The 21,379-nt window shown below is 70.6% G+C and carries 14 protein-coding genes; all 14 read right to left on the bottom strand.

Going from position 1 to position 21,379, the window contains the following annotated elements; genetic code table 11:
• Positions 1–74: 74 nt before the first annotated feature.
• A complete protein-coding gene (gene mutS, locus H6726_13965) occupies positions 75–2,696 on the bottom strand; it encodes a DNA mismatch repair protein MutS (GenBank protein ID MCB9658752.1) in 2,622 nt (873 codons plus the stop codon).
• Positions 2,697–2,704: 8 nt separating this feature from the next.
• Entirely contained in the window at positions 2,705–5,245 is a 2,541-nt protein-coding gene (locus tag H6726_13960) for a hypothetical protein (protein MCB9658751.1), read from the bottom strand.
• A complete protein-coding gene (locus H6726_13955; protein ID MCB9658750.1) occupies positions 5,242–6,651 on the bottom strand; it encodes a hypothetical protein in 1,410 nt (469 codons plus the stop codon). The genes H6726_13960 and H6726_13955 overlap by 4 nt, the downstream gene beginning before the upstream one ends.
• Positions 6,652–6,859: 208 nt before the next feature.
• Positions 6,860–8,395, bottom strand: coding sequence for a serine/threonine protein kinase (locus H6726_13950; GenBank protein MCB9658749.1), 1,536 nt, complete (start codon positions 8,393–8,395; stop codon positions 6,860–6,862).
• Between the two features lie 278 nt (positions 8,396–8,673).
• Positions 8,674–11,388: a pyruvate, phosphate dikinase gene (locus tag H6726_13945; GenBank protein ID MCB9658748.1), complete on the bottom strand. Its 2,715-nt coding sequence runs from the start codon at positions 11,386–11,388 to the stop codon at positions 8,674–8,676.
• Between the two features lie 61 nt (positions 11,389–11,449).
• Positions 11,450–13,513 carry a glycine--tRNA ligase subunit beta gene (locus tag H6726_13940; protein MCB9658747.1) on the bottom strand — a complete coding sequence of 688 codons (2,064 nt, stop codon included), beginning with the start codon at positions 13,511–13,513 and terminating at the stop codon, positions 11,450–11,452.
• Positions 13,514–13,521: 8 nt separating this feature from the next.
• Entirely contained in the window at positions 13,522–14,484 is a 963-nt protein-coding gene (locus H6726_13935; protein MCB9658746.1) for a glycine--tRNA ligase subunit alpha, read from the bottom strand.
• Positions 14,481–16,139, bottom strand: a complete 1,659-nt coding sequence (scpB, locus tag H6726_13930) for an SMC-Scp complex subunit ScpB (protein MCB9658745.1) — start codon at positions 16,137–16,139, stop codon at positions 14,481–14,483. Before scpB ends, H6726_13935 begins: the two co-directional genes overlap by 4 nt.
• Positions 16,136–17,359: a segregation/condensation protein A gene (locus H6726_13925; protein ID MCB9658744.1), complete on the bottom strand. Its 1,224-nt coding sequence runs from the start codon at positions 17,357–17,359 to the stop codon at positions 16,136–16,138. Before H6726_13925 ends, scpB begins: the two co-directional genes overlap by 4 nt.
• Positions 17,360–17,442: 83 nt before the next feature.
• Positions 17,443–18,420 carry a hypothetical protein gene (locus H6726_13920; protein MCB9658743.1) on the bottom strand — a complete coding sequence of 326 codons (978 nt, stop codon included), beginning with the start codon at positions 18,418–18,420 and terminating at the stop codon, positions 17,443–17,445.
• A complete protein-coding gene (locus H6726_13915) occupies positions 18,417–19,301 on the bottom strand; it encodes a cupin domain-containing protein (GenBank protein ID MCB9658742.1) in 885 nt (294 codons plus the stop codon). The genes H6726_13920 and H6726_13915 overlap by 4 nt, the downstream gene beginning before the upstream one ends.
• A gap of 146 nt (positions 19,302–19,447) precedes the next feature.
• A complete protein-coding gene (locus H6726_13910) occupies positions 19,448–19,855 on the bottom strand; it encodes a cobalamin B12-binding domain-containing protein (GenBank protein MCB9658741.1) in 408 nt (135 codons plus the stop codon).
• Between the two features lie 32 nt (positions 19,856–19,887).
• Positions 19,888–20,967, bottom strand: coding sequence for an arsenosugar biosynthesis radical SAM protein ArsS (arsS, locus tag H6726_13905; GenBank protein ID MCB9658740.1), 1,080 nt, complete (start codon positions 20,965–20,967; stop codon positions 19,888–19,890).
• Between the two features lie 2 nt (positions 20,968–20,969).
• Positions 20,970–21,308 carry a carboxymuconolactone decarboxylase family protein gene (locus tag H6726_13900; GenBank protein MCB9658739.1) on the bottom strand — a complete coding sequence of 113 codons (339 nt, stop codon included), beginning with the start codon at positions 21,306–21,308 and terminating at the stop codon, positions 20,970–20,972.
• Between the last annotated feature and the right edge of the window lie 71 nt (positions 21,309–21,379).

The following is a 21,379-nucleotide window of genomic DNA, read 5'->3' as shown; positions in this document are numbered from 1 at the left end:
GGCCGAGCGTCGGCCCCCGCAGTATGCGGCGACTGGCCCCGCCAGCAACCACGTTCGGTGGGTGGGACGCGCGGCTACTCGCGCTCGTGGAGGAGAGCCTTGAGGCGCGAGAGCGCGACGAGGGCGTCCAAGGGCGTCATGCGGTCGACGTCCAGCTCCGCGAGGGTGCGCTCCACCTCCGAGGGCCCCTGTTGGGCTTCGTTCGCGGGCACGAAGAGCGACAGCTGGGCCTTGCCCGCCTCGTCCACGGGCCGGACGCGGGCGTGGCCCCCGGAGGGCAGCGCCGCGCCGCGCTCGAGGTCGTGCAGCAAGGCCTTGGCGCGGGCCAGCACGATGGGGGGCACGCCCGCCAGCCGCGCGACCGCGATGCCGTAGCTGCGGTTGGCGCCACCGGGGACCAGCTTGTGGAGGAACACCACGCTCTCGCCGTGCTCGCGGGCGGCGACGTTGAAGTTCACGACCCCCGCGCGGGTCTCGGCCAGCTCACACAGCTCGTGGTAGTGCGTGGCGAAGATGGCGCGGCAGCCGATGGCGTCGTGCAGGTGCTCGGCCACGGCCCACGCGATGCTGAGACCGTCGTAGGTGCTGGTGCCGCGCCCGATCTCGTCGAGGATGACGAGTGTCCGCGTCGTGGCGCCGCGCAAGATGGCGGCCGCCTCGTTCATCTCGACCATGAACGTGGACTGTCCGCGCGCCAGGTTGTCGCTGGCGCCGACGCGCGTGAAGACCCGGTCGACCACGCCCACTCGGGCGCTCGCAGCGGGGACGAAGCCGCCCGCCTGGGCCAAGATGACGGCCAACGCCACCTGCCGCATGGCGGTCGACTTGCCCGACATGTTGGGCCCGGTCAGCACCATCAGGCGCTCGCCCTCGGCGTCCAGGCGCACGTCGTTCGGGACGAACTCGCCAGCGGCCGCGAGGCGCTCCACGATGGGGTGCCGCGACTCCAGCAGCTCGAGCTGCGCGCCGTTGTCGACCATGGGGCGCACGTAGTCGAAGCGATGCGCTACGTCCGCGAGGGCCGCGTGGGAGTCCAGCACCGCGAGCTCGCGTGCCAGCTCGCGCAGTGGACCCGTCGCAGCGCAGACGGCGTCGCACAGCCGGTTGAAGTGGGCCTCCTCGAGTGCCTTGGCGCGGTCGTCGGCCGTGAGGATGCGCTCCTCCAGCTCCACGAGCTCCTCCGTCACGAAGCGCTCGCCGTTGGCGATGGTCTGCTTGCGGACGAAGTGCGCTGGGACCGCCGCGAGGTTCGCGCGGGTGACCTCGAAGAAGTACCCGAACACCTTGTTGTAGCGGACCTTCAGCGACGCGATGCCCGTCGCGTCCCGCTCGCGCCGCTCCAGCTCGAGCAACACGTCCTTGCCCGACTCGGACAGGCGCCGCAGCTCGTCCAGCTCGGCGTCCACCCCGGGCCGCACGACGCCGCCCGCGCGCGCGACGGTGGGCGGGTCATCGACGAGATCCCGCTCCAGCAGCTTCCGCAGCTCGGGCTGCAGGGCCCGCGGCACGAGCTCGGCCAAGGGATCGTCCGTGAGCCCCCCGCCTGCGTGCCGGAGCTGCTCCGCCAAGGCCTCGGCGGCCTGCAGGCTGGCCCGCATCTGACCGAGGTCTCGTGGCGTGGCGCTGCCCATCGCGGCGCGGGTCGCGAGGCGCTCTAGGTCAGCGGCGGAGCCGAGCGTCGCACGTAGGCTCGCACGCAGCGCGGCGTCCGCGACCAACGCCTCCACCTTGTCGTGCCGTCGCCGGATGCGCGCCACGTCGGTGAGCGGTGCGAGCAGCCTGCGACGTAGCAGGCGCGCGCCCATGGGCGTCTTGGTGACGTCCAAATGATGCAGCAGCGACCCCTGCCGCTCGCCACCGAGCGTGCGCACCAGCTCCAAGTTGCGCACCGCCGTCTCGTCCAGGATGAGCTGCTCGCTCGGGTCGTAGCGCCCCACGCGCTGGACCGAGAGCACACTGCCCGGCTGGCTCGCGCTCGCGTACGCCACGACGCTCTCGATCGCCAGGAGTGCCTCCCGCGCGAACGCGACCCGCACGTCGGCCGCCTGCACCGCCCCCAGCACCTGCTCGAGCAAGCCTGGCTGGGGCTCGGGCCCTCGCTGCAGCGGCGTCTCGGCCAGCTGCTCGCGCACCGCCACGTGAAGCTCCCCGCTCAGCTCCGGCAGCAGCAGCTCACGCGGATCGAGGCGCGCCAGCTCGGCCAACGCCGCACGCACGTCGGGCAGCTCGCATGCGCGCAGGGCGCCCGTGGAGAGGTCGAACGCGCACAGCCCCACGCGCTCACCGCTGGGATGCACGGCAACAAGCAGGTGTTCGGCGCGGTCGTCCAGGGCGTCCGGCTCGAGACACAGGCCCGGCGTGATGACCCGTACCACCTCGCGCGGCACGACCCCCTTCACCGTGGATGGGTCCGCCATCTGTTCGCAGATGGCCACCTTCTCCCCCATCCGCAGCAGACGCGTCAGGTAGCCGGTTGCCGCGTGGTGCGGCACGCCGGCCATCGGGATGGGGTTTCCGTCCGGGTCCTTGCCGCGGAACGACTGGACGATGCCGAGCAGCTCGGCAGCGCGCATGGCGTCGTCGAAGAACAGCTCGTAGAAGTCCCCGAGTCGGAAGAACAGCAGCGCGTCCGGGTACTGCGCCTTGGCCCGCAGGAACTGCTGGATGACGGGCGAGTGACCTTTGCTCGCGGCCACGCGCGCGCCTACTGCACCGACGCCTGGCGCACGAGGGGGTCGAGGGCGTACTGCCCAAGGGACGACGCCGCGGAGTCGATGACGATCAGGTTCTCCCGGTTCGGCGTGAGGAGCACGTCCGACACGATGCGCCCGATGTCGATGACGGCGACCGCAGGCAGCAGCCGCGTGGTGACGGTGAAGACCGAACGGAGGCCTTCCATGCTGCCCACGGTGGATCCATCCGCGCGGCGGTCGCTGATGTGGAACGCCAGGTACGGGTTCACGTATGGCCGCCCGACGAACGCGCGCCCTTCGACGCGGGTCTGTGGGTCGGCAGGGTCGACCGGACGCGCGGCATCGACGCGACAGCTGCCCCCGTCCGACACCACGCGGTGCAGGTACGAGGCGAAAGAGCTTCGCACCACGTAAGAGGTGCGCGCGTGAATGGCGAACGGCGTTATCCCCGGGAAGCAGGTGGCGACGTCCTCCAGCGTGTAGGTCACGAGCGGGTCACCGTCGATGGGGGTGCCGCTCACGCCGCGTCGTACGGGGACGCGCAGGGCCAACGAGCCCTCGCGGGCGTCGGTGATCTCGAGGAACACCTGATCACGGTCGGCCGCATCGAGGAAGGGACGGCAGCGCTCGAACGCCGAGCTGCTCCCCGCGTCGAGAGCGCTCTGAATGGAGGGTACGAGCTCGCCGGTCAGGACCAAGCGATCCCCGACGTATCCGCTGAGCGGATCGTCGGCGGCGAGGCCCGATGCCGTCACGTCGTTCTCACCCAGCACGCCCCACGCGCACAGGTCAGCGTCGGCTGTGATGAACTGACTGAGGTCGGAGGTGTCGAAGCGTCCGCCACCCACAGCGAAGGGCAGCTGCCCCTCCCACTCGGCGGACCAGCTCTGGGCGGGGCTCGACCACGGGTCCGCCGAGGCGCAGATGAGGGCGCTCCCGCTATCCGGGTAGACCCGCACCATCCCGCTCGGGCAAGCGAACGACTCCAGGCGTGGTCCCGAACCAGTCGACGGGAATCCGCTCGCTTGAATCTGCCCCGCGCTCCCGTCGAAGCTGAGGGCGGGGAAGCCCACGACGTCGGGGTCGTCCAGTGTGAACGTCCCGATGCGGGGTCGGTGTCGCTCGATGCGCACGTGGACGTCGTTCTCGTTGTCCGGGTTGGCGCAGCCCGCACCCCCCCGACACGGGGCGTCGAGATCGTAGACGTCGACGATGGCCAGGTTCCCGTCCACCTGACCCGCGAGCAGAAACACACCACGCAAGGTGCTCGGCAGCGCCTCTTCGGCCTCGCTCTCCACCGCCGGATTACACTCGGCGGGCGCGTTGCCGCCGGTCACGACGTACCCAGGCTCCACCACGCGCAAGCGCCCTGCTCCAGCGCGTAGCGCGAGCCGGTCCGGGGCGTTGTCGCCGGTGTTCACCGAGAGCACCGCCCCGAAATTGGCAGCCCCAACGGTGTAGTCCATGGCGAGCACGGAGTTGTCGGTCACGTCGATGGCGTACAGGTAGCGTTGCGTCGCGCTCCTGTCGCCCGTGGTTGCCGGCACGGGGGGCGTGACCACGACCTGCTCGGTCGGCACACCCGGCGCGAGGGGCGTGAGCGCCGCCGCATCGGCGCCGGCCGCGTCCAGCACCAGGCGGTGGATGATGGGCAGGTTGGCATCTGACACGAGCAACACCGGCGGCGTCGCGCTGAGGTCGACGGTGAGCTGCGAGGGACGAGGGGTGGCGCCGACCTGAATCGGAGCGCGCGGCGCCGCGAGCTCCGGCTGCGGCAGGTTGTTCTCGTAGCCGGTCGGACAAAAGCGCCGGTACGGCGCCGCGGCTTCGACGGCGGCCACCTGCGTCGGGATCGTGGCATCGAGCGCGATCTCACGGACGAACGTGAGCGGGGCCGTCGGGTTGGTCGAGTCCACGGCGATCTCGCCGATGGTGCCGTTGTCTGGGAGGGCGACGTAGAGAAAGTCCTCGGCCGGCGAAAGCACCATGTCCGACGGTGAGCCAGGCAGCGCCAGCTGCCCGCCGACGTCGTCGGTGGCCTGCGCGTCGGGGTGAAACTGCGCCAGCGGCAACCACGTAATGGTGCGGCTCGTCTGGTTGGCCACGTAGGTGTGCCTCGCCGTGAGCGTGGGCACGACGATGGCGGTCGGGTTCTCTCCGACCAGCACGAACGTGAAGCCCGGGACGCGCACGTCGGCGTCCAGCACCAGCCGCATGTCCAGGTCGACGGCGGCCACCTCCCCCTGGGCGGTCTGGGTCACGAGCCCGATCAGCGCGAAGTCCTCTTCGTCGCGGTCGAGCTCGACGGCGTCACACCCGGCGAGCGGCACGAAGACGTTGGCCAAGCGGTCGTAGCAACCGAAAGCCACACGCTCGGGGCGATCGAAGGTGCGCGGCTGGATGACCGTCCCCTGATTGCCGCACGCGGTGAGCAGGTGCAGGCCTGGCAGCGCGAGCAGCGCGGCGACCAGCAACCCAGCGGATGGAGCGGTTGCCGCTCCTCGGTGACCGGGGCGTGCGCCGCGAGCCGGCTGTCGGACCGGGCGGGTCATCGCAGACCTCCTTGCAGTGTCGTGGGACGGCCCACCAGCCCAATCAGCTCGGGCGCGCACTCGCGCCCAGGTACCCCCGGTTCGTCGATGCACGTCAGCATTGGGGCGAGGTCGACGACGCGGATGACCGAGGTGCGGAAGTCCGCGATGTAGGCGCGCTCGCGCGCGACGTCGAGCTCGAACTCGAACGGCCCCGTCATGCCGCGCACCACGGCGGCGAGCTCGCGGGTGAGCAGGTCCACCACGTACACGTCCCGGCTGTCGAAGCAGCTGACGAAGGCGAACTCGCGGCCGTGCAGCATGGCCGTACGAACGCGCGATGGCCCGACCCCGACCTCGATGCTGTCGAGCACCCGCATGCGCCCGTCCGGACCCAGTCCCCCGTCTGTCACGACCAGGGTGCCCGGCGAGCGCGTGAGCACCAGGGTGTTCCCGGCGCCGTCGAACGCCACGCCGCGCGCGTCGAGCGCCCCGTCCCCCGTCACACCCGTGACGCGCGCCAGGCCAGCGTTGTAGAGCAAGCCGTCCTCCGCCACGAGGCCCGCCGACCCGTCGAGACCGACCCCGATGCGGGCGATGAATGGGGAGAGCGAGCTCGGCATCCACACCTTGCCGTCCGGGCCGCGTGTCGCGGCCAGGAGCTCCTCGGAGAACCCGTCGAGGCTGTCGACGAGCGTGAGGCTGTCGCCCCGGTCCACGATGAAGCTGGCCGCGCCGGAGCGGTGAGCGACGATCAGGGCGCTGCCTTCGTCACCAGCCACCAAGTCCGCGAGCGGTTGCACGCTGATGCCCAGCGGGTCCGGCTGGAGCGTCACGCCGCGCGCGTTGGCGAGCGTTTGATCGATGTGCCGCGCCGCTGTGTCGCAGGTGTGCAGCTCGCCGCCGTTGCCACCGCAGCTCAGTCCACCGTCTGGTTGGAGATCGACGACCGTGATGTCGGCGTCCGCCCGGATGGCGAGGTACACGCGGGCGGCGTTCGCGTCGACCGCAATGCTCGACCCGTAGCTCCCTACCCGCACTTCACCTGCGAGCAGACCGGGCACGGAGGTCACGAGCAGCTGCCCGCCCGCATCGTCTACGTCGGTGAGCTGCTCTGGCACCAACACGCACGATGCGGCCACCGCACAAGTCTCACTCTCCCGGCATTCGGCGTCGGTCAGACCGACGCGTGGGGCCACGCACGCGCTGTCGATGGCGCTGTTGAGGACGGCGAGGTCGTAGCTGTGGAGCGAGCCCCCGTTGTAACGCAGGTTGAAGTTGGAGTTGAGCACCAACAGATGGGATGGCGTCCCGGTGGAGGGAACCAGCGCTGTCGCGATGGGCGACAACAGCAACGCCTCGGGAGGTGCGGCGCCTTCGTTGGACAAGCAGCCGCCGAGACACCCGACCAGCAGCGCCGCGCTCAACGTGCGCAGAGAGCCCCTTCGGTCACGCGGCGGGCCCGCGCGTAGGGCGCCCCACGGCGAACGAGCTCTCGACCGGGCTGAGTGGGTCCACATCGGCGCGCAAGGTAGTCGGAACGCCTTGGGGGGGCAACCGCGACCAAGAAAAAGGGCCCGCTACCGCAGGCCCGATTCTCCCGTGCGCCGCCGACCAGCGGAGCGCCCTGAACGTTCAGTTGGCCCAGGGGTCCAGCACCTCGGACCCAGAGGGCCGCATGCTGGTCATCGCGGGAGGCGGCTCGGAAGCCCCCGACGCGCTGGTCCCGCTGGTGCCGCTGCTGGAGGACGAGCGACGACCCGACGTGGTGCGCGTGCGGTCCAGCGTGAAGTTGATGCTCTCGGCCCGCGTGAGGGACGAGATCGCAAAGTCCTTGTCGTCGTACCCGTCGAGGCGCAGCTGCAGGTCCAGACGCTCGTCGGTCGGGCGGGGCAGCGTGAGGGGCGTGGTGCCGATGAGCTCGTTGCCGCGCCACACGGCCGCCCCGGCGGGATCCGACGTGATGGCGATCAGGAACTCTTCGACCACGGGCGCCGCAGGGGGCGGCTCGGGGACTTCGGCCACGGGCGGCGGGGTGGGCACGGGCGGCGGCTCGGGGGTGACCACGGGGGCCTGCGCGACGGGCTCGGGCGTGCTCATGGCCATGAAGATTCCGCCCCCCGCCCCGAGGAGGAGGATGGCGCCGACGACGGCCACGATGATGCCCGTCTTGCTTCCGCCCGACGAGGTCGGTGGCGCGGTGACACCTCCTACGCCGGGCGCCGTGCGCCGCGTGGAGTACGCGCCCGTACCATCCGCCATCGCCAGCGCCGGAAGCCCTTCGCCGACCCGCACGAGGTCGTCGTAGAACTCGCCCATGTTCTGGTAGCGAGTCTCCAGCTGCTTGGACATGGCCTTCAGGATCACCGCCTCCAGCTCCCGCGGGAGCTCGGGGTTCTTCTGAGAAGGCGGGATGGGGTCCTCGTACAAGTGCTTGGTGAGGATGCCCATCAGGTTGTCGGCATCGAACGGCACCTCGCCCGTGACCATCTCGTAGAGCATCACGCCGATGGCGTAGATGTCCGTGCGGTGGTCCACCCCGCTGCCGGAGCACTGCTCGGGCGACATGTAGTGCGGCGTGCCGAACACCTGACCGGCGCGGGTGAGCTTGCTGTTGCTGCCGCCGACCTTCGCGATACCGAAGTCGAGCACCTTGACGAAGTCCGTGTCGCCGCCGCGCTTGATGAGGTAGACGTTGTCGGGCTTCAGGTCGCGGTGGACGATGCCGTTCTCGTGCGCGGCGCCGAGGGCCGTCGCCAGCTGCTTGGCCACGTGCACCACGCGGTTGGCGGCCATCTTGCCCGCCCGCTCGATGGCGCCCGTGAGGTCCGTGCCGTCGAGGAACTCCATGACGAAGTAGGTCGATCCGTCGGGCAGCGTGCCGAAGTCCGAGATGTCGATGATGTGCTGGTTACCGATCGAGGACGCGCTCTGCGCCTCCTGGCGGAAGCGCGTGATGATCTCCTGATCCTTGGAGACGTCCGGCCGCAACACCTTCACGGCCAGCGGCTTGCCCAGCACGATGTGCTTGCCGAGGTAGACCAGACCCATGCCGCCCTCGCCGAGCACACGCTCGACCAAGTAGCGGCCGTCGATGGTGGTGCCGACGAGCGGGTCGGCGTTGCCCTGGGTCTCTCCCTCGATGACGCGAAGATCCGCTTCTTGAGTCATGCTGTTTTCCTCGGGCGTTTCCATCTAGCTCACGCGAATATTACCACGGGAGCATATGAGTCGGTGTCGACAAGTTAAGGTTGCTTGGAAAGGTAGCTTCTGGATCGGAGCCATGCCAGCGACCTCTAGCGTCTCAGGACGTATACGAACCGTCAAGTCACCTTCTGGGCCCTCCACGGTACGCAGCGGGCCGACGTAGCCTTCCTACCCGGGGGCCGGGCGCGAGCTTGGGTGCTGCAGACGCGAACGCGGGGGGCAGCGCCAGGGCGGCCGCGCGCTCAGGTCGCGACGGCCGCCAGGCGCAGCGCGGCCTGAGCCGCCCCGAGACGCGCCACCACCAAGCGGGACTGGGTGCACGACACGTAATCCACGCCCTGCTCGACGAAAAAATGGATCGACCGCGCGTCCCCGCCCTGGGCTCCACAGACCCCCAGTTCGAGGTTCGGGTTCTGGGCGCGACCGCGCTCGATCGCGAGCCGGATGAGCTCCCCGACGCCGACCATGTCCAGCGTGCGGAAGGGGTTCTGGGGCAGCACCCCGAGCTCGTCCACGTAGGCCGGGATGAAGTGCGTCGAGTCGTCGCGGGAGATGCCGAAGGCAGTCTGCGTGAGATCGTTGGTGCCGAACGAGAAGAACTGGACGTGACGGGCCATCTCCCCCGCGACCAAGCACGCGCGGGGGAGCTCGATCATCGTGCCGACCTTGAACGCCACGGAGAGCTGCTGCTCCTCGAACACCTCGTCGGCGATGGCGCGCACGGCCTCGGCCACGCGGCGGACCTCTTCGCCCACGGCCGTGAGCGGGATGAGCAGCTCGGGCGCCACCCCCTTCCCCGCGCGCGAGACGGCGACCGCTGCGGTGAGCACGGCACGGATCTGAGCACGGTAGATGGCGGGGATGGTCAGCCCCACGCGCACGCCGCGGTGCCCGATCATGGGGTTCACCTCGGCGCGGCTGCCTGCGCGGCGGCGCGCCTCGCGAAGCGGCACCGACAGCCCGGAGGCCACGGCCGCCAGAGACGCGTCGTCGCGCGGCATGAACTCGTGCAGGGGCCAGTCCAGCAGGCGGATCGTCACCGGGTGCCCCGCCATGGCGTGGAAGATCTCTTCGAAGTCGCCCCGCTGCATGGCCTCGATGCGGCCTACCCAGCGCTCGCGCTCGCGCTCGTCGGTGGCCAGGACCACGCAGCGGAGGGCGGCCAGGCGCTCGTCCGCGAAGAACATGTGCTCCGTACGGCACAGCCCGATGCCCTCGGCGCCGAAGGCCTTGGCCGTGCGCGCATCGCGTGGGGTGTCCGCGTTGGCGCGCACCCCTAGGGTGCGGCGCTCGTCGGCCCAGCCCAGGAGCGTAGTGAGCTCGGGGATGGCGGTGGCGGCGACCACGTCCAGGGCGCCCTCGTAGACGCGGCCCGTGCTTCCGTCCACCGTGAGGGTGTCGCCGACCTGAAATACGCGAGGCGGATCGTCCGAGCCGCGCCGCGGCCGTGCGGTGAGGGTGCCAGCCGCGTAGTCCACCTGCAGCGTGCTGGCCCCCGCCACGCAGCACTTGCCCAGCGCGCGCGACAGCACGGCGGCGTGGGACGTGAGCCCTCCCGCAGCCGTGAGGATGCCGCGGGCGCCCTTCATCGCGACGATGTCCTCGGCGGTGGTGTCACGCCGCACCAGCAGCACGTCCTGTCCCTCGGCGGCCATGCGCTCGGCGCTGTCGGGATCGAACACGATGCGTCCCACGGCGACCCCCGGGCTGGCACCGAGGCCGATGGCGACGGGCTTGACGCCTTGCGCCAGCAGCTCGTCGGGCGTCGGGAGGCGTGTGCGCAGCAGCGTCTCCACGCTGTTGGCGTCCACCATCAGCAGCGCCTCGTCGCGCGTGACCCGCCCCTCCTCGGCCATGGCCACCGCGATACGCACACTGGCCTCGGGGGTGCGCTTGGCGCTGCGGGTCTGCAGCAGGTAGACGCGGCCTTCCTCGACCGTGAACTCGATGTCCTGCACGTCACGGAAGTGCGTCTCGAGCTGCTCGGCGAGGCGCTGCACGGCCGCGAATGCCTCGGGGTCCTTGCGCTCGAGGGAGCCCGCCTCGCGCCCGGGCACGGCGCTGGCGGCGGTGAGCGACGAGGGTGTGCGCACCCCGGAGACCACGTCTTCACCTTGGGCGTTCTCGAGGTACTCGCCGTAGAGCATACGCTCGCCGGTGCTCGGGTTGCGCGTGAAGAGCACGCCTGCGCCGCTGCCAGGCCCGCGGTTGCCGAACACCATGGCCTGGATGACGCACGCGGTGCCGAGGTCGTCGGAGATGTCCTGCGAAGCGCGGTAGCGCTGCGCGCGCGTGTTGTCCCACGAGCGATAGACCGCCGCGATGGCGAGCTCCAGCTGCGCGTGCAGCGGGGTCGGAAACGCGTCGGGCCGCTGCTTCGTGAGCTCAGCCTCGAAGGCGCGCGCGAGTGCGTCGAGCGCCTCCTCGTCGAGCTCGGCGTCGGTCATGGCGGGCTTCCCGAGGCGCGCCTTGGCGAGGCTGAGCTGCTGCTCGAAGAACTCGCGGGGTACCCCCAACACTACGTCGCCGAACATCTGCAGCAGGCGGCGGTAGGCGTCGAGCGCGAAGCGGCGCCCCCCGCGCTGGGCGAGCCCGTCGAGCGTGCTGCGGTCGAGCCCGACGTTGAGCACCGTGTCCAGCATCCCGGGCATAGACGCGGCCGCGCCGGAGCGCACCGACACCAGCAAGGGCGCCTGGGGGTCCGCGAACGTGAGCCCCGTCTTGGCTTCGATGCCGCGCAGCCCTTCGCGGACCGCGTCGCGGAGCGCCTCCGGGAATGGTGCCTCGGGGTCCCGCAGGGCGCGCCCCGCGTCCACGGTGAGCGCGAAGCCCGCGGGCACGGGGAGGCCGAGGCGCGTCATCTCGACGAGCCCCAGCGCCTTGCCGCCGATGCGCGCGCGCAGGGTGTCGAGGGGCTCGCTTGGGGGCGCGTCGAAGCTGTGGACCAGCGGAGTCATGCAGCGGTGGGCGCAGCATACGCACGCCCCGCACGCGCCGACAACTCCGGGCGCGCGGCGATCACGTGGAGAGCGCGTGGAAGTGCGCGATGCGGCTGATCGTGTCGGCGATCTCGGCCAAGAGGTTGAGGCGGTTCTGACGAATCGCTTCGTTGGGGTCCATGACCAACACGTCGTCGAAGAAGCGGTCGATGGGGCCACGCAGCTCCGTGGCCACGACGGCCAGGGCATCCTCGTAGCGGCCCGAAGCGGTGGACTCGGCGATGCGGCCACGCGCGCCGCCGAAGGCGTCTGCCAGTTGACGCTCCGCGTCCGCCTCGAGCAGCCCGTCCGAGACATCGCCGCGCGCGGTGTCGCGCGTGATGTTGTGGGCGCGCTTGAACGCCACCGCGAGGGCCTCGTACTCGGGGCGGGCGCGGAAGGCGTCCACGGCGGCAATGCGCGCGGCTACGTCGCGCAGGGACCCACCAGGCCAGGCGGCCACGCAGGCGTCGACCACGTCCGAAGGGAAGCGCTCGCGGTAGTAGGCGCGCAGGCGAGCACGCACGAACTCGTCGAGCTGGGCCAGCACCTCGGCCCGCGGCCCCAGCACGCCCTCTGGGAAGCCGTCGTACGCGGCGGCGAGCAGCGCGGCGATGTCGACGTCGATCGCGCCGTCCACGGCCGTGCGCACCAGCGACAGCGTAGCGCGCCGGAGCGCGAACGGGTCGGCCGAGCCCGAGGGGACCAGCCCGATGCCGAAGCAGCCCACGAGCGTGTCGGCTCGGTCGGCCACGGCCACGACGCTCGCGAGGGCCGTCGGCGCAGGCGCGTCCGACGCGCCAGTGGGCTTGTAGTGGTCCGCGATGGCATCCGCCACGTCGCCGGGGAGCCCCTCGGCCAGCGCGTAGTGGCGCCCCATCAGGCCCTGCAGCTCGGGGAACTCGAACACGATCAGCGTGTCGAGGTCCATCTTGCACAGCAGCGCCACCTGGGCGGCGAGGTCGGCGCTCACGCCCGCCGCGGGTGCCAGGGCGCGGGCGAGCGCCTCGATGCGACGGATCTTCGCGCCGACCGACCCGAGCTTCGCCTGGAACGTGACCTGGTCCAGACGCGTGAGGTGGCTCGCGAGCGGGGCTTTGCGGTCTTCGCGCACGAAGAACTGCGCGTCGGCGAGGCGAGCGCGCAGCACGCGGTCGTTGCCCTTCGCGATGATGTCCGGTGCGAGCGCGGTGTTCACCACGTTGAGGTACGTCGGCAGCAGCGCGCCGTCGGGGCCACGCACCGCGAAGTAGCGCTGATGATCCCGCATGACCGAAACGATCACCGCGTCGGGCAGCTCGAGGAACTGCTCGGCGATGGTGCCAGGGACGACGAACGGCTCCTCGACGAGGGAGGTGCACTCTTCCAGCAAGAAGTCGTCGGGCGAGAGCGTGCCCCCCGCGGCCGCGGCCGCGGCCACGAGCGCGTCGTGCATGCGCTGCTTCTTGAGCGTCATGTCCACGATGACGTGGGCCTCGGCCAGGCGCGACTCGTACTCGGCTGCGTCGGCCAGCTCGAACACGTCGGGCGCCAGGAAGCGGTGGCCGCGCGTGCTGCGTCCCGCGACCAGCCCAGCGAACTCGAAGGGGATGACCTCGGCGCCGTGCAACCCCACCAGCCAGTGCACCGGCCGGCCAAAGGCGAAGGTACCCTCGCCCCAGCGCATGGACTTGGGGAAGGTGATCCGCTGGCAGAGCGCGCCCAGCAGCTCGGGGAGCACCTCACCCGCGGCGCGACCAGGCTCGAACACGTTGGCCGCGACGTACTTGCCCTTGTCGGTCTCGACCGCGACCAAGTCCTCCACGGCAACGCCCTGCTTCTTGGCGAAGCCGAGGGCGCCGTTCTTGGGCTTGCCCGCGTCGTCGAACGCGGCGGCCCACGGCGGGCCCTGCACCGTCTCGCGGCGGTCGGGCTGACGCTCCGGGAGTCCGCGCACGCGCAACGCGAGGCGGCGGGGGCTGCCCAGCACCTCGATGGAGGCAGGCGCGAGGCGCGCGGCAGCGAACAGCTCGGTGGCGCCGGCGTGCAGCGACGAGAGGGCTTGAGCCAGGAACGACGCCGGGAGCTCTTCCAGGCCGACTTCGATAAGCAGTTCAGTAGACATTCGCGGTCCTACGGCGTGGCTCGGGGGGCGACCGCCTCGGCGGCCTTGTTCTCACGCAAGAGCGGGAAGCCGAGCGCCTCGCGCTGGGCCAGCCACGACTCGGCGGTGGCGCGGGCGATGTGCCGGACGCGCCCGATGAAGCGCTGACGCTCCGTGACGGAGATGGCGCCGCGCGCGTCGAGCACGTTGAAGTAGTGGCTGCACTTGATGACGCAGTCGTAGGCGGGGAGCACCAGGCGCTCGAGGGGCTCGCGCTCGTACTGCAGCGCGCCGCCCTTCCCGCGCTTCTCGGACAGCCCGAGCAGCCGCGTGCACTGCTGCTCGTACGCGTCGAAGAACTGCTGGTGGAGCTCCACGTCGGCGCGCTCGAAGTTGTAGGTGCTCCACTCCCACTCGGCGCGCTTCCAGATGTCGCCGTAGCGCACGCCCTGGCTCCACTCGAGGTCATAGACGTTGTCCACGTCCTGCAGGTACATGGCGATGCGCTCGAGGCCGTACGTGAGCTCGCCGCTGATGGGCGTGCAGTCCACGCCACCGCACTGCTGGAAGTACGTGAACTGGCTGATCTCGAGGCCGTCCAGCCACACCTGCCAGCCGAGGCCCCAGGCGCCGAGGGTGGGCGACTCCCAGTCGTCCTCGATGAAGCGGATGTCGTGCTGCAGGGGGTCCGTGCCCAGCGCGCGCAGCGAGTCCAGGTAGAGCTCCTGGATGTTCAGCGGCGCGGGCTTGAGAATGACCTGATACTGGTGGAACTGCTGGAGGCGGTTCGGGTTGTCACCGTAGCGACCGTCGGTCGGGCGCCGCGAAGGCTCCACGTAGGCCACGTTCCAGGGCTCGGGCCCGATGGCGCGCAGGAAAGTGGAGGGGTTGAAGGTGCCGGCGCCCACCTCCGAGTCGTAGGGCTGCACCAACAGGCAGCCTCGGTCCGCCCAGAACCTCTCGAGCGTGAGGATCAGTTCCTGAAACGTCATTCGTCGTCGTCCTCGTCGTCCCAATCGTCGTCGTCGTCGTCATCCGACTCATCGTCGTCATCGTCATCCGACTCGTCGTCGTCGTCATCCGACTCATCGTCGTCGTCGTCGTCATCCGACTCATCGTCGTCGTTGTCATCCGACTCGTCGTCGTCATCCGACTCATCGTCGTCGTCGTCGTCATCCGACTCATCGTCGTCGTCGTCGTCATCCGACTCATCGTCGTCGTCGTCATCCGACTCGTCGTCGTCATCATCCGACTTGTCGTCATCGTCATCATCCGACTCGTCGTCGTCGTCGTCATCCGACTCGTCGTCGTCGTCATCGTCATCCGACTCGTCGCCGTCGTCATCGTCATCCGACTCGTCGTCGTCGTCGTCCGAACGCGGCGTCTGCTCGGCGGGCTGTCCCGAGCCCTCCGCCTCGCCAGTGGCCGCGTCCGACTCGTCGCCCTCCTCGCCGTCGGGTGCGTCGCTGAACTCTGCGTCGGAGGCCTCGTCCACGGCGGCCTTGGCCTGCGCCTCCACGCTCGCCAGGTCGAGGGGCTCGCCCATCCGGCGCTCGAAGATATCGCGGCTGTCCTCGGTCAGGTCGCTGAACTCCTTCAGCGTGGGCAGGTCGTTCAGGCTGTTGAGGCCGAAGAACTCCAAGAAGTACGCCGTGGTCCCGTAGAGGAGCGGGCGCCCGGGCTCCTCCTTGCGTCCCACCACCTTGATCAGCTGCCGCTCGCCCAGGGCGTTGAGCGCATAGCCGGAGTCCACGCCGCGGATGTCATCCACCTCGGGCCGTGTGACCGGCTGTCGATACGCCACGATGGCGAGGGTCTCGATCTGGGGGCGCGAGAGGCGCACCGGCTTGGCGGCCACCATCTCCCGCACGAACGCTGCGTTGCGCGCTGCGGACCGGAATTGATACCCGCCCGCGACCAAATCAAGACTGATACCACGCGCTTCGTACTCGTTCGTGAGCTCGATCAGCAGTGGGCGTATCTCCGCCAGCGTGGCCCGAGCAGCGGCCGCCAGCTGCTTCTCGGTCAGCGGCTTCTCAGCGACGAAGATGAGGCTCTCGAGGATCGACTTGAGCCGCGCACCATCGGGGGGCGCCTGCAACCCAGCGCGCTCGAGGCCGGGACCACCTGCGTGGTCGCCACCCGGGAGCGGACCTTCGTCTTCCTCTTCGCCTTCGGCTACGGGCTCGCGGGGCTCGGTGTCATCACCCTCGAGAGCGTCCCCCGCGTCGGTCGCGGCCGGTCCCTTCGGGTCGTCCGGCTCCGCCTCGGGCTCGGCACCTTCTCCGCGCATCCGCTCTGGGTCGGATGCGACTCCGTCGTCGTCCCCCGCCGGCTCCGCCTCGTCCGCGACCTCCTCCTCGCGCTCGGCCTCGTCCACAACCTCGTCCCCCGGCTCTAGCTCGTCCGCGACCTGCTCCTCGGTGTCCGCCTCGTCCTCGACGCCGTCCCCGGGCTCCGCCGCGTCTTCGCGCTCAGCCCCGTCCTCCACGGACTCCGCGTCGCCCGCGACGGCTTCCGCCGCGTCGCTGGGACCCGTCACCACGCTCTCGCGGACACGCTCGGCGTCCGCCGGCCCGCTCGGCTCCTGCGCGTGCTCGTCGATCGCCCCCTGCTCGTCGTCATCCGGCGGAAAGGGCTCGCTCACGGGTCCTCCTCGGTCGGTTCGTCGCGCCCGATGTCATCGACCGGCGCGTGTTCATGCGGGGTTCCGTCACCAGCGGCGTCATGCAACGAAAGCCCTTCGTCTTCAAGTTCCTCGTCGTCGTCGAGCCCTTTGTCGCGACCCGCTGCGTCTGCTGCCTCGCCGGAGGTGTCGTCGCCATCCTCGTCGGTTTCGTCCTCGTCGTCCTCGTCATCCTCGTCGGTTTCGTCCTCGTCGTCCTCGTCGTCCTCGTCGTCCTCGTCGTCCGCGTCGGCCTCATCCGCACCGAGGGCGGACAGCTCGTCGTCATCCAGGGGGCCGAGCGAGTCGAAGTCCTCGTCGTCGCCCAGCTCGTCCGCGCCATCGTCAGGGCGCCAGTCGCCCGCCTCGAGCGCGCCCTCCCCACCGCCGTCGTCATCCGAGCTCGGCTTCCAGGGCGTGTCTTGCTCGTTCGGGTCCCGGAGCGTGCCGTCGGCTGGGGCCTCGCGGTACTCGAGGTGAATGGGCGCCTCGGGCTCGGCCTGGTAGATGCGCAGCCGCTGCATCTTGGCCATCTCCAGCAGCGCCAAGAAGGTGACCACCAGGTCGTAGCGCGTGGTCAGGCCCTCGAACAGCTGCTCGAAGCGACAGCGCCGCTGGGCGCTCAGCAGGTCCACCACCTGCGTCATCCGCTCCTGGATGGTGATGCGCTCGGCGTCGACCTCGAGCGACACCTCCCCCTGCACGCGCAGGGCGATTTTCTGGAACGCGTCGATGAGCTTGAAGAGGCTTAGCGACGCCAGCGGCGGCTCACCGGAAGCCGACTCGCCCGGCGCTCCACGCTTGAACACGTCGCGTCCCGCGACCCCTCGGGCGCCCAGCTCCTCGGCCACGTGCTTGTACTTCTGGTACTCCAGCAAGCGGCGGATGAGCTCCGCTCGCGGGTCCAGCTCCTCCTCGGGGTCGTCGTCCTGGTCCTCGGGGGGCTTGGGCAGCAACATCTTGCTCTTGATGTGCGCCAAGGTGGCCGCCATCACGAGGTACTCCGCCGCGATGTCCAGGTTCAGGCTCTGCATCATGTTGATGTAGGCCAGGTAACGCTCCGTCACGAAGGCGATGGGGAGGTCCAGAACGTCCAGCTCGTGCTTCTGCACGAGGTAGAGCAGCAGGTCGAGCGGCCCCTCGAAGTTGGGCAACTCGATGCGAAAATTCGGATCCAGTGCCAGGGGCGGATCGGCGGACATTCAGGATTGGGCTCGTAACGTGGGATGAGGCGGGCAGAGGCCCGACCAGCGGGGCGCGATCGTGCCCCGTCGCCCATGGCGTGTCAAACGTGGTCGACGACCCCGAGGGTCCTCGCGGGGTCCAGCGCGCACGCTTCGAAGCGGCGACGCGCTACCTGGACCAGCAGCGCGGAGTCGCGCAGGAGGGCTTCGGCCGGGTAGTCCCGTGTGTAGCCCGCACCGCCGTGCACCTGGACCGCCACGTCGGCCGCCACGCGGGCCGCGCTGGCGGCGGCCATGAGGGCCCGCGCCGAGGCCGGAAGCTCCCCGCGCGAGCAGGCCGCGAGCGTGATGAGCTGCGCGCCCTCGGCACCCGTGCGGGCGTCCGCCAGCATGAACTGGATGGCCTGGAAATCCCCGATGGGGTGGCCGAACTGCTGCCGCTCGCGCGCGTAGGTCGCCGCCACGCGCACGGCCCGCGCGGCCACACCGGCCGCGATGCAGCCCAGGCTCGCGACCGCCAGCGCCAAGTCGGGGGCCGAGACGGCGGTCGACGAAGGTCCCGACACGCGCCTCCCGATGTCGGCGCCGTCGATTCCGACGCTCGTGCGTGGCCCGGCCTCGCCAGCCGCAAGACACCACCCCTGGCCCTCTCGACGCAGGCCGAGCTCGGCCGCGCACGCCACCCACCATCCGTCGTCGCTGAGCTCGAGGTCGAGCGGGACCCCCACCCGGAGGCCCTGGCCAATGCGCTCCGCCAGGTCCGCGTCGGCCCCCGAGGCCGCGGCGCGCGCCACGTTCTGTGCCCACACGTAGAGGGCCAAGCCGGTATCGGAGCGCGCGAGCGTGTCGAGCACCACGCCCAGCGCCATGGGCCCGACCGAGTCTTCTCCGGGCCCCGCCGCAGATTCGCCAGCGTCGTCGAGGAGCTCCAGCAGCCCCGCGCGCTGCGCTGCGGAGAAGCCCGCATCTGACGCGGCGCTCGCGCCGTGCGAGGGGCCGCGAGCCGCCAGGTGGTCCTGCGCTACGCGCTGCGCCGTGTCCTTCAGCGCGGTGAGGAGCTCGTCGGGTTCGAAGTTCAACGGGTGTCTCCAGCGCTGGGCTCCCAGCTCCCAGTGCCCGCCGCGGCCCCGGGTTCGCCCTCGCCCGGGTCTGGTGCAGCGGCCGCGCCAGGCGCTGCGTGGTGGATGCGGAAGCGTTGCTCGGGACCAGCCGGTGCGTAGACCTGCACGGCGCTGAGCGGTGAGTTCCCGGAAGGGGTGAACGAGTGCTGCGTGCGTGGTGGAATGTACACGAAGGTGCCTGGACGGACGGCGACGTGCTGGTCGCCGACGCGCATGCGCCCCTCGCCCTGCTCGATGAAGATGACCTCCGCGGACTCTTCGTGGTCGTGCAGCGGCACCCCCGCCGTGGCGCTGGCCTCGAGGCGCGTGAGGGACCCGTGGCGGGCGCCCTGCCCCGCTCCGTCCAGCAGGATGCTGACACGGAGCTGGCCGCCTGCGTGGACGAACGGCTCTGCCGCAGCATCGGAGAGCGCTGGCGCGGACGCTGCCTCGCCACACGCCGCGTCCATCGGCGCCTGCTGCATGTCCAAGGTGGCGTCGGGCCCAAAGCGACGCGCCACGCTGCGGCTGACCACGACGTAGAGCTCGGCGTCGCGCGAGCTGGTGTTGCTCACCGCGGCCCCATCCAACCCGAAGCGCACCGCCCTTCCAGGCAAGAGGGCACGGCCGCCGTCCAGCTCGATGGCTCCTCGCCGCACGTGCACCAGCACTTCTTGGCAGGCGCTGGTGGGCAGCGTGAAGCGCGCGCCAGGGGGCAGGAGCACCTGCGCCATCAGCACGCGGGGCCCGCTCCCGAGCACCCGCGTGCGTGGGCTCACCTCGCCGACCGCGCGCGTGTCCCGTGACGCCGCCGGCGCGCACGCCCCCAGCATGGCGCCGAACACGACCAGCAGCGACATATCGCGCAGCGCCCCCCGGGCTCCCCGCGCCGCGCCCGCCTCTGGCACGAGCGCGCGTATCCCGCGGGGGGCTCCGTGTGTCGAGGAACGGACACAGGACCGCGATGCGCGGCCAACGCGCGGGACCCTCGCCGGGGGCCCTGCTCTCACAGCGCGCGCGGCTCCACGTTGGCGTGCAGCCAGTCGACGATGTCCGACAGCGGCGCGCCCGGCGTGAACACGGCCGACACGCCCGCGTCGCGCAGGCGCACGATGTCGTCTTCGGGGATGATCCCGCCCCCGAACACGAGGATGTCATGACCGTCCCGGGCGCGCAGGGCCTCGATGACCGCGGGGAAGAGCGTGTTGTGCGCGCCGCTCATGACCGACAACCCGACGCAGTCCACGTCCTCCTGCACCGCTGCGGCCGCGATCATGTCGGGGGTCTGGTGCAGGCCCGTATAGATGACCTCGAAGCCCGCGTCACGCAGGGCCCGAGCCACCACCTTGGCCCCACGGTCGTGCCCGTCCAGGCCAGGCTTGGCGACCAACACTCGGATCTTGGAAGCAGACATCGGGCAGAGGATGGCTACACCCCGCGGACCGGTCAACCGCTCGACGTAACGGTGGCCCCACCGCAGCTGGACCCCTGCCCGGCGGTACATCCGAAGCAGTGACGATCGGTGACGATGGTGCGCGCGACGGCCGCTTCGCGCCCCAGCTCGCGGATGTGTCCGAGCCCAGGGCCCGCGCACGTCAGCTGGAGCATCTGATTGAAGTCGCAGTCGTAGAGGCGCCCGTCCCAGCCCACCGAGAGCATGCCCCGACACATGACTCCCGCCGCCGCCGCGGGGTTGTATGCGGAGACGAGTCGCGCCAGGTACCGCTCGAGGTTCTCGCTCAAGGAGAGCCACCCCAGGTAGCGCGCGATCGGCATGTTGGTGATGGTGTGCAAGCGGTTGAACACCACGCCGTGGTCACGCTGCAGCTCGCGCTTCCACTCGGCCTCGATGGACGCCTGCCCGGGCGGCAGGAACGCGCCAACCGGGTTGGTGACCAGCGTCAGGACCAGACCCGAGTCAGGCTGCCCGTAGCCCAGGGCGTTCAAGCGCTGAAGCGCGCGGATGCTCTTCTCGTAGACACCGTCGCCGCGCTGCCTGTCCGTGTTGAGGCGGCGGTAATGGGGCAGGCTGGAGACCACCTCCACGCGCTGCTCGGCGAGGAACTCTGCCAACCCGCGCTGGGACCCGCTCTCGAGGATGGTGAGGTTGCACCGATCGATGACGTGGCACCCCGCCGCCCGCGCCCCTTCCACGAGGAGCCGGAAGTTGGGGTTGAGCTCCGGGGCGCCGCCCGTCAGGTCGAGCGTGTGTGCGCCCGTCCGCACGAGCGCCTCGAGGCATTCCCGCGCGGTAGCCTCGTCCATCATCTCGTCGACGCGATCGGGCCCCGCGTCCACGTGACAGTGGCGGCAGGTTTGATTGCACAGCTTGCCGACGTTCACCTGCAGCACGTCCAGCGACACTGGGCGCAGCGGGGCGAGCCCGCTCCTTCGCAGCACGCCGTCGAAGTCCGCGGTCGGAGCCGCGTGCGCGAGCAGGGCCAGCTGTTCGAGCCCGCTACGGGTTCCGTCACGTGTAGACCCTGGGGCCAGCGGGAGACGGAGGGCTGTCGCGTCGGCGCCCATGCTCACATCCCGACTTTGGTGGCGATGTTGCGCATCTGGACGCCATGCACGAGAGACGCGCCACCGCGGATGGCCGCGGCCACGTGCACGGCCTCCGTCAGCTGGTCCAGGTCCGCGCCCTTCTCGAGCGCGCCGTTGGTGTACGCGTCGATGCAGTAGGGACACTGCACCGCGTGCGCGACGGCCAGCGCGATGACGGCCTTCTCGCGCGCCGAGAGCGCCCCGTCGGCGAAGACCGCCCCGTACCAGTCGAAGAACTTGCGCGTGAGCTCGGGGACGTTCTCCCCCATCTCGCCGAAGCGCGCGAGGTCGTGGGCACAGTAGTACGGTCGGTCGCTCATGGCTGCATGCTCGGGCTCGGGTGGGTGGGCGCAGTCTGCTACGCCCCGGGTCGCTTCCGGTTACGCGTCCA

It is taken from the genome of Sandaracinaceae bacterium, assembly GCA_020633055.1.
Taxonomy (GTDB): Bacteria; Myxococcota_A; Polyangia; order Polyangiales; family Houyiibacteriaceae; genus JADJJE01.
Note: the sequence above shows the minus strand (reverse complement) of the source record. Positions and strands in the feature narration are given on the sequence as shown.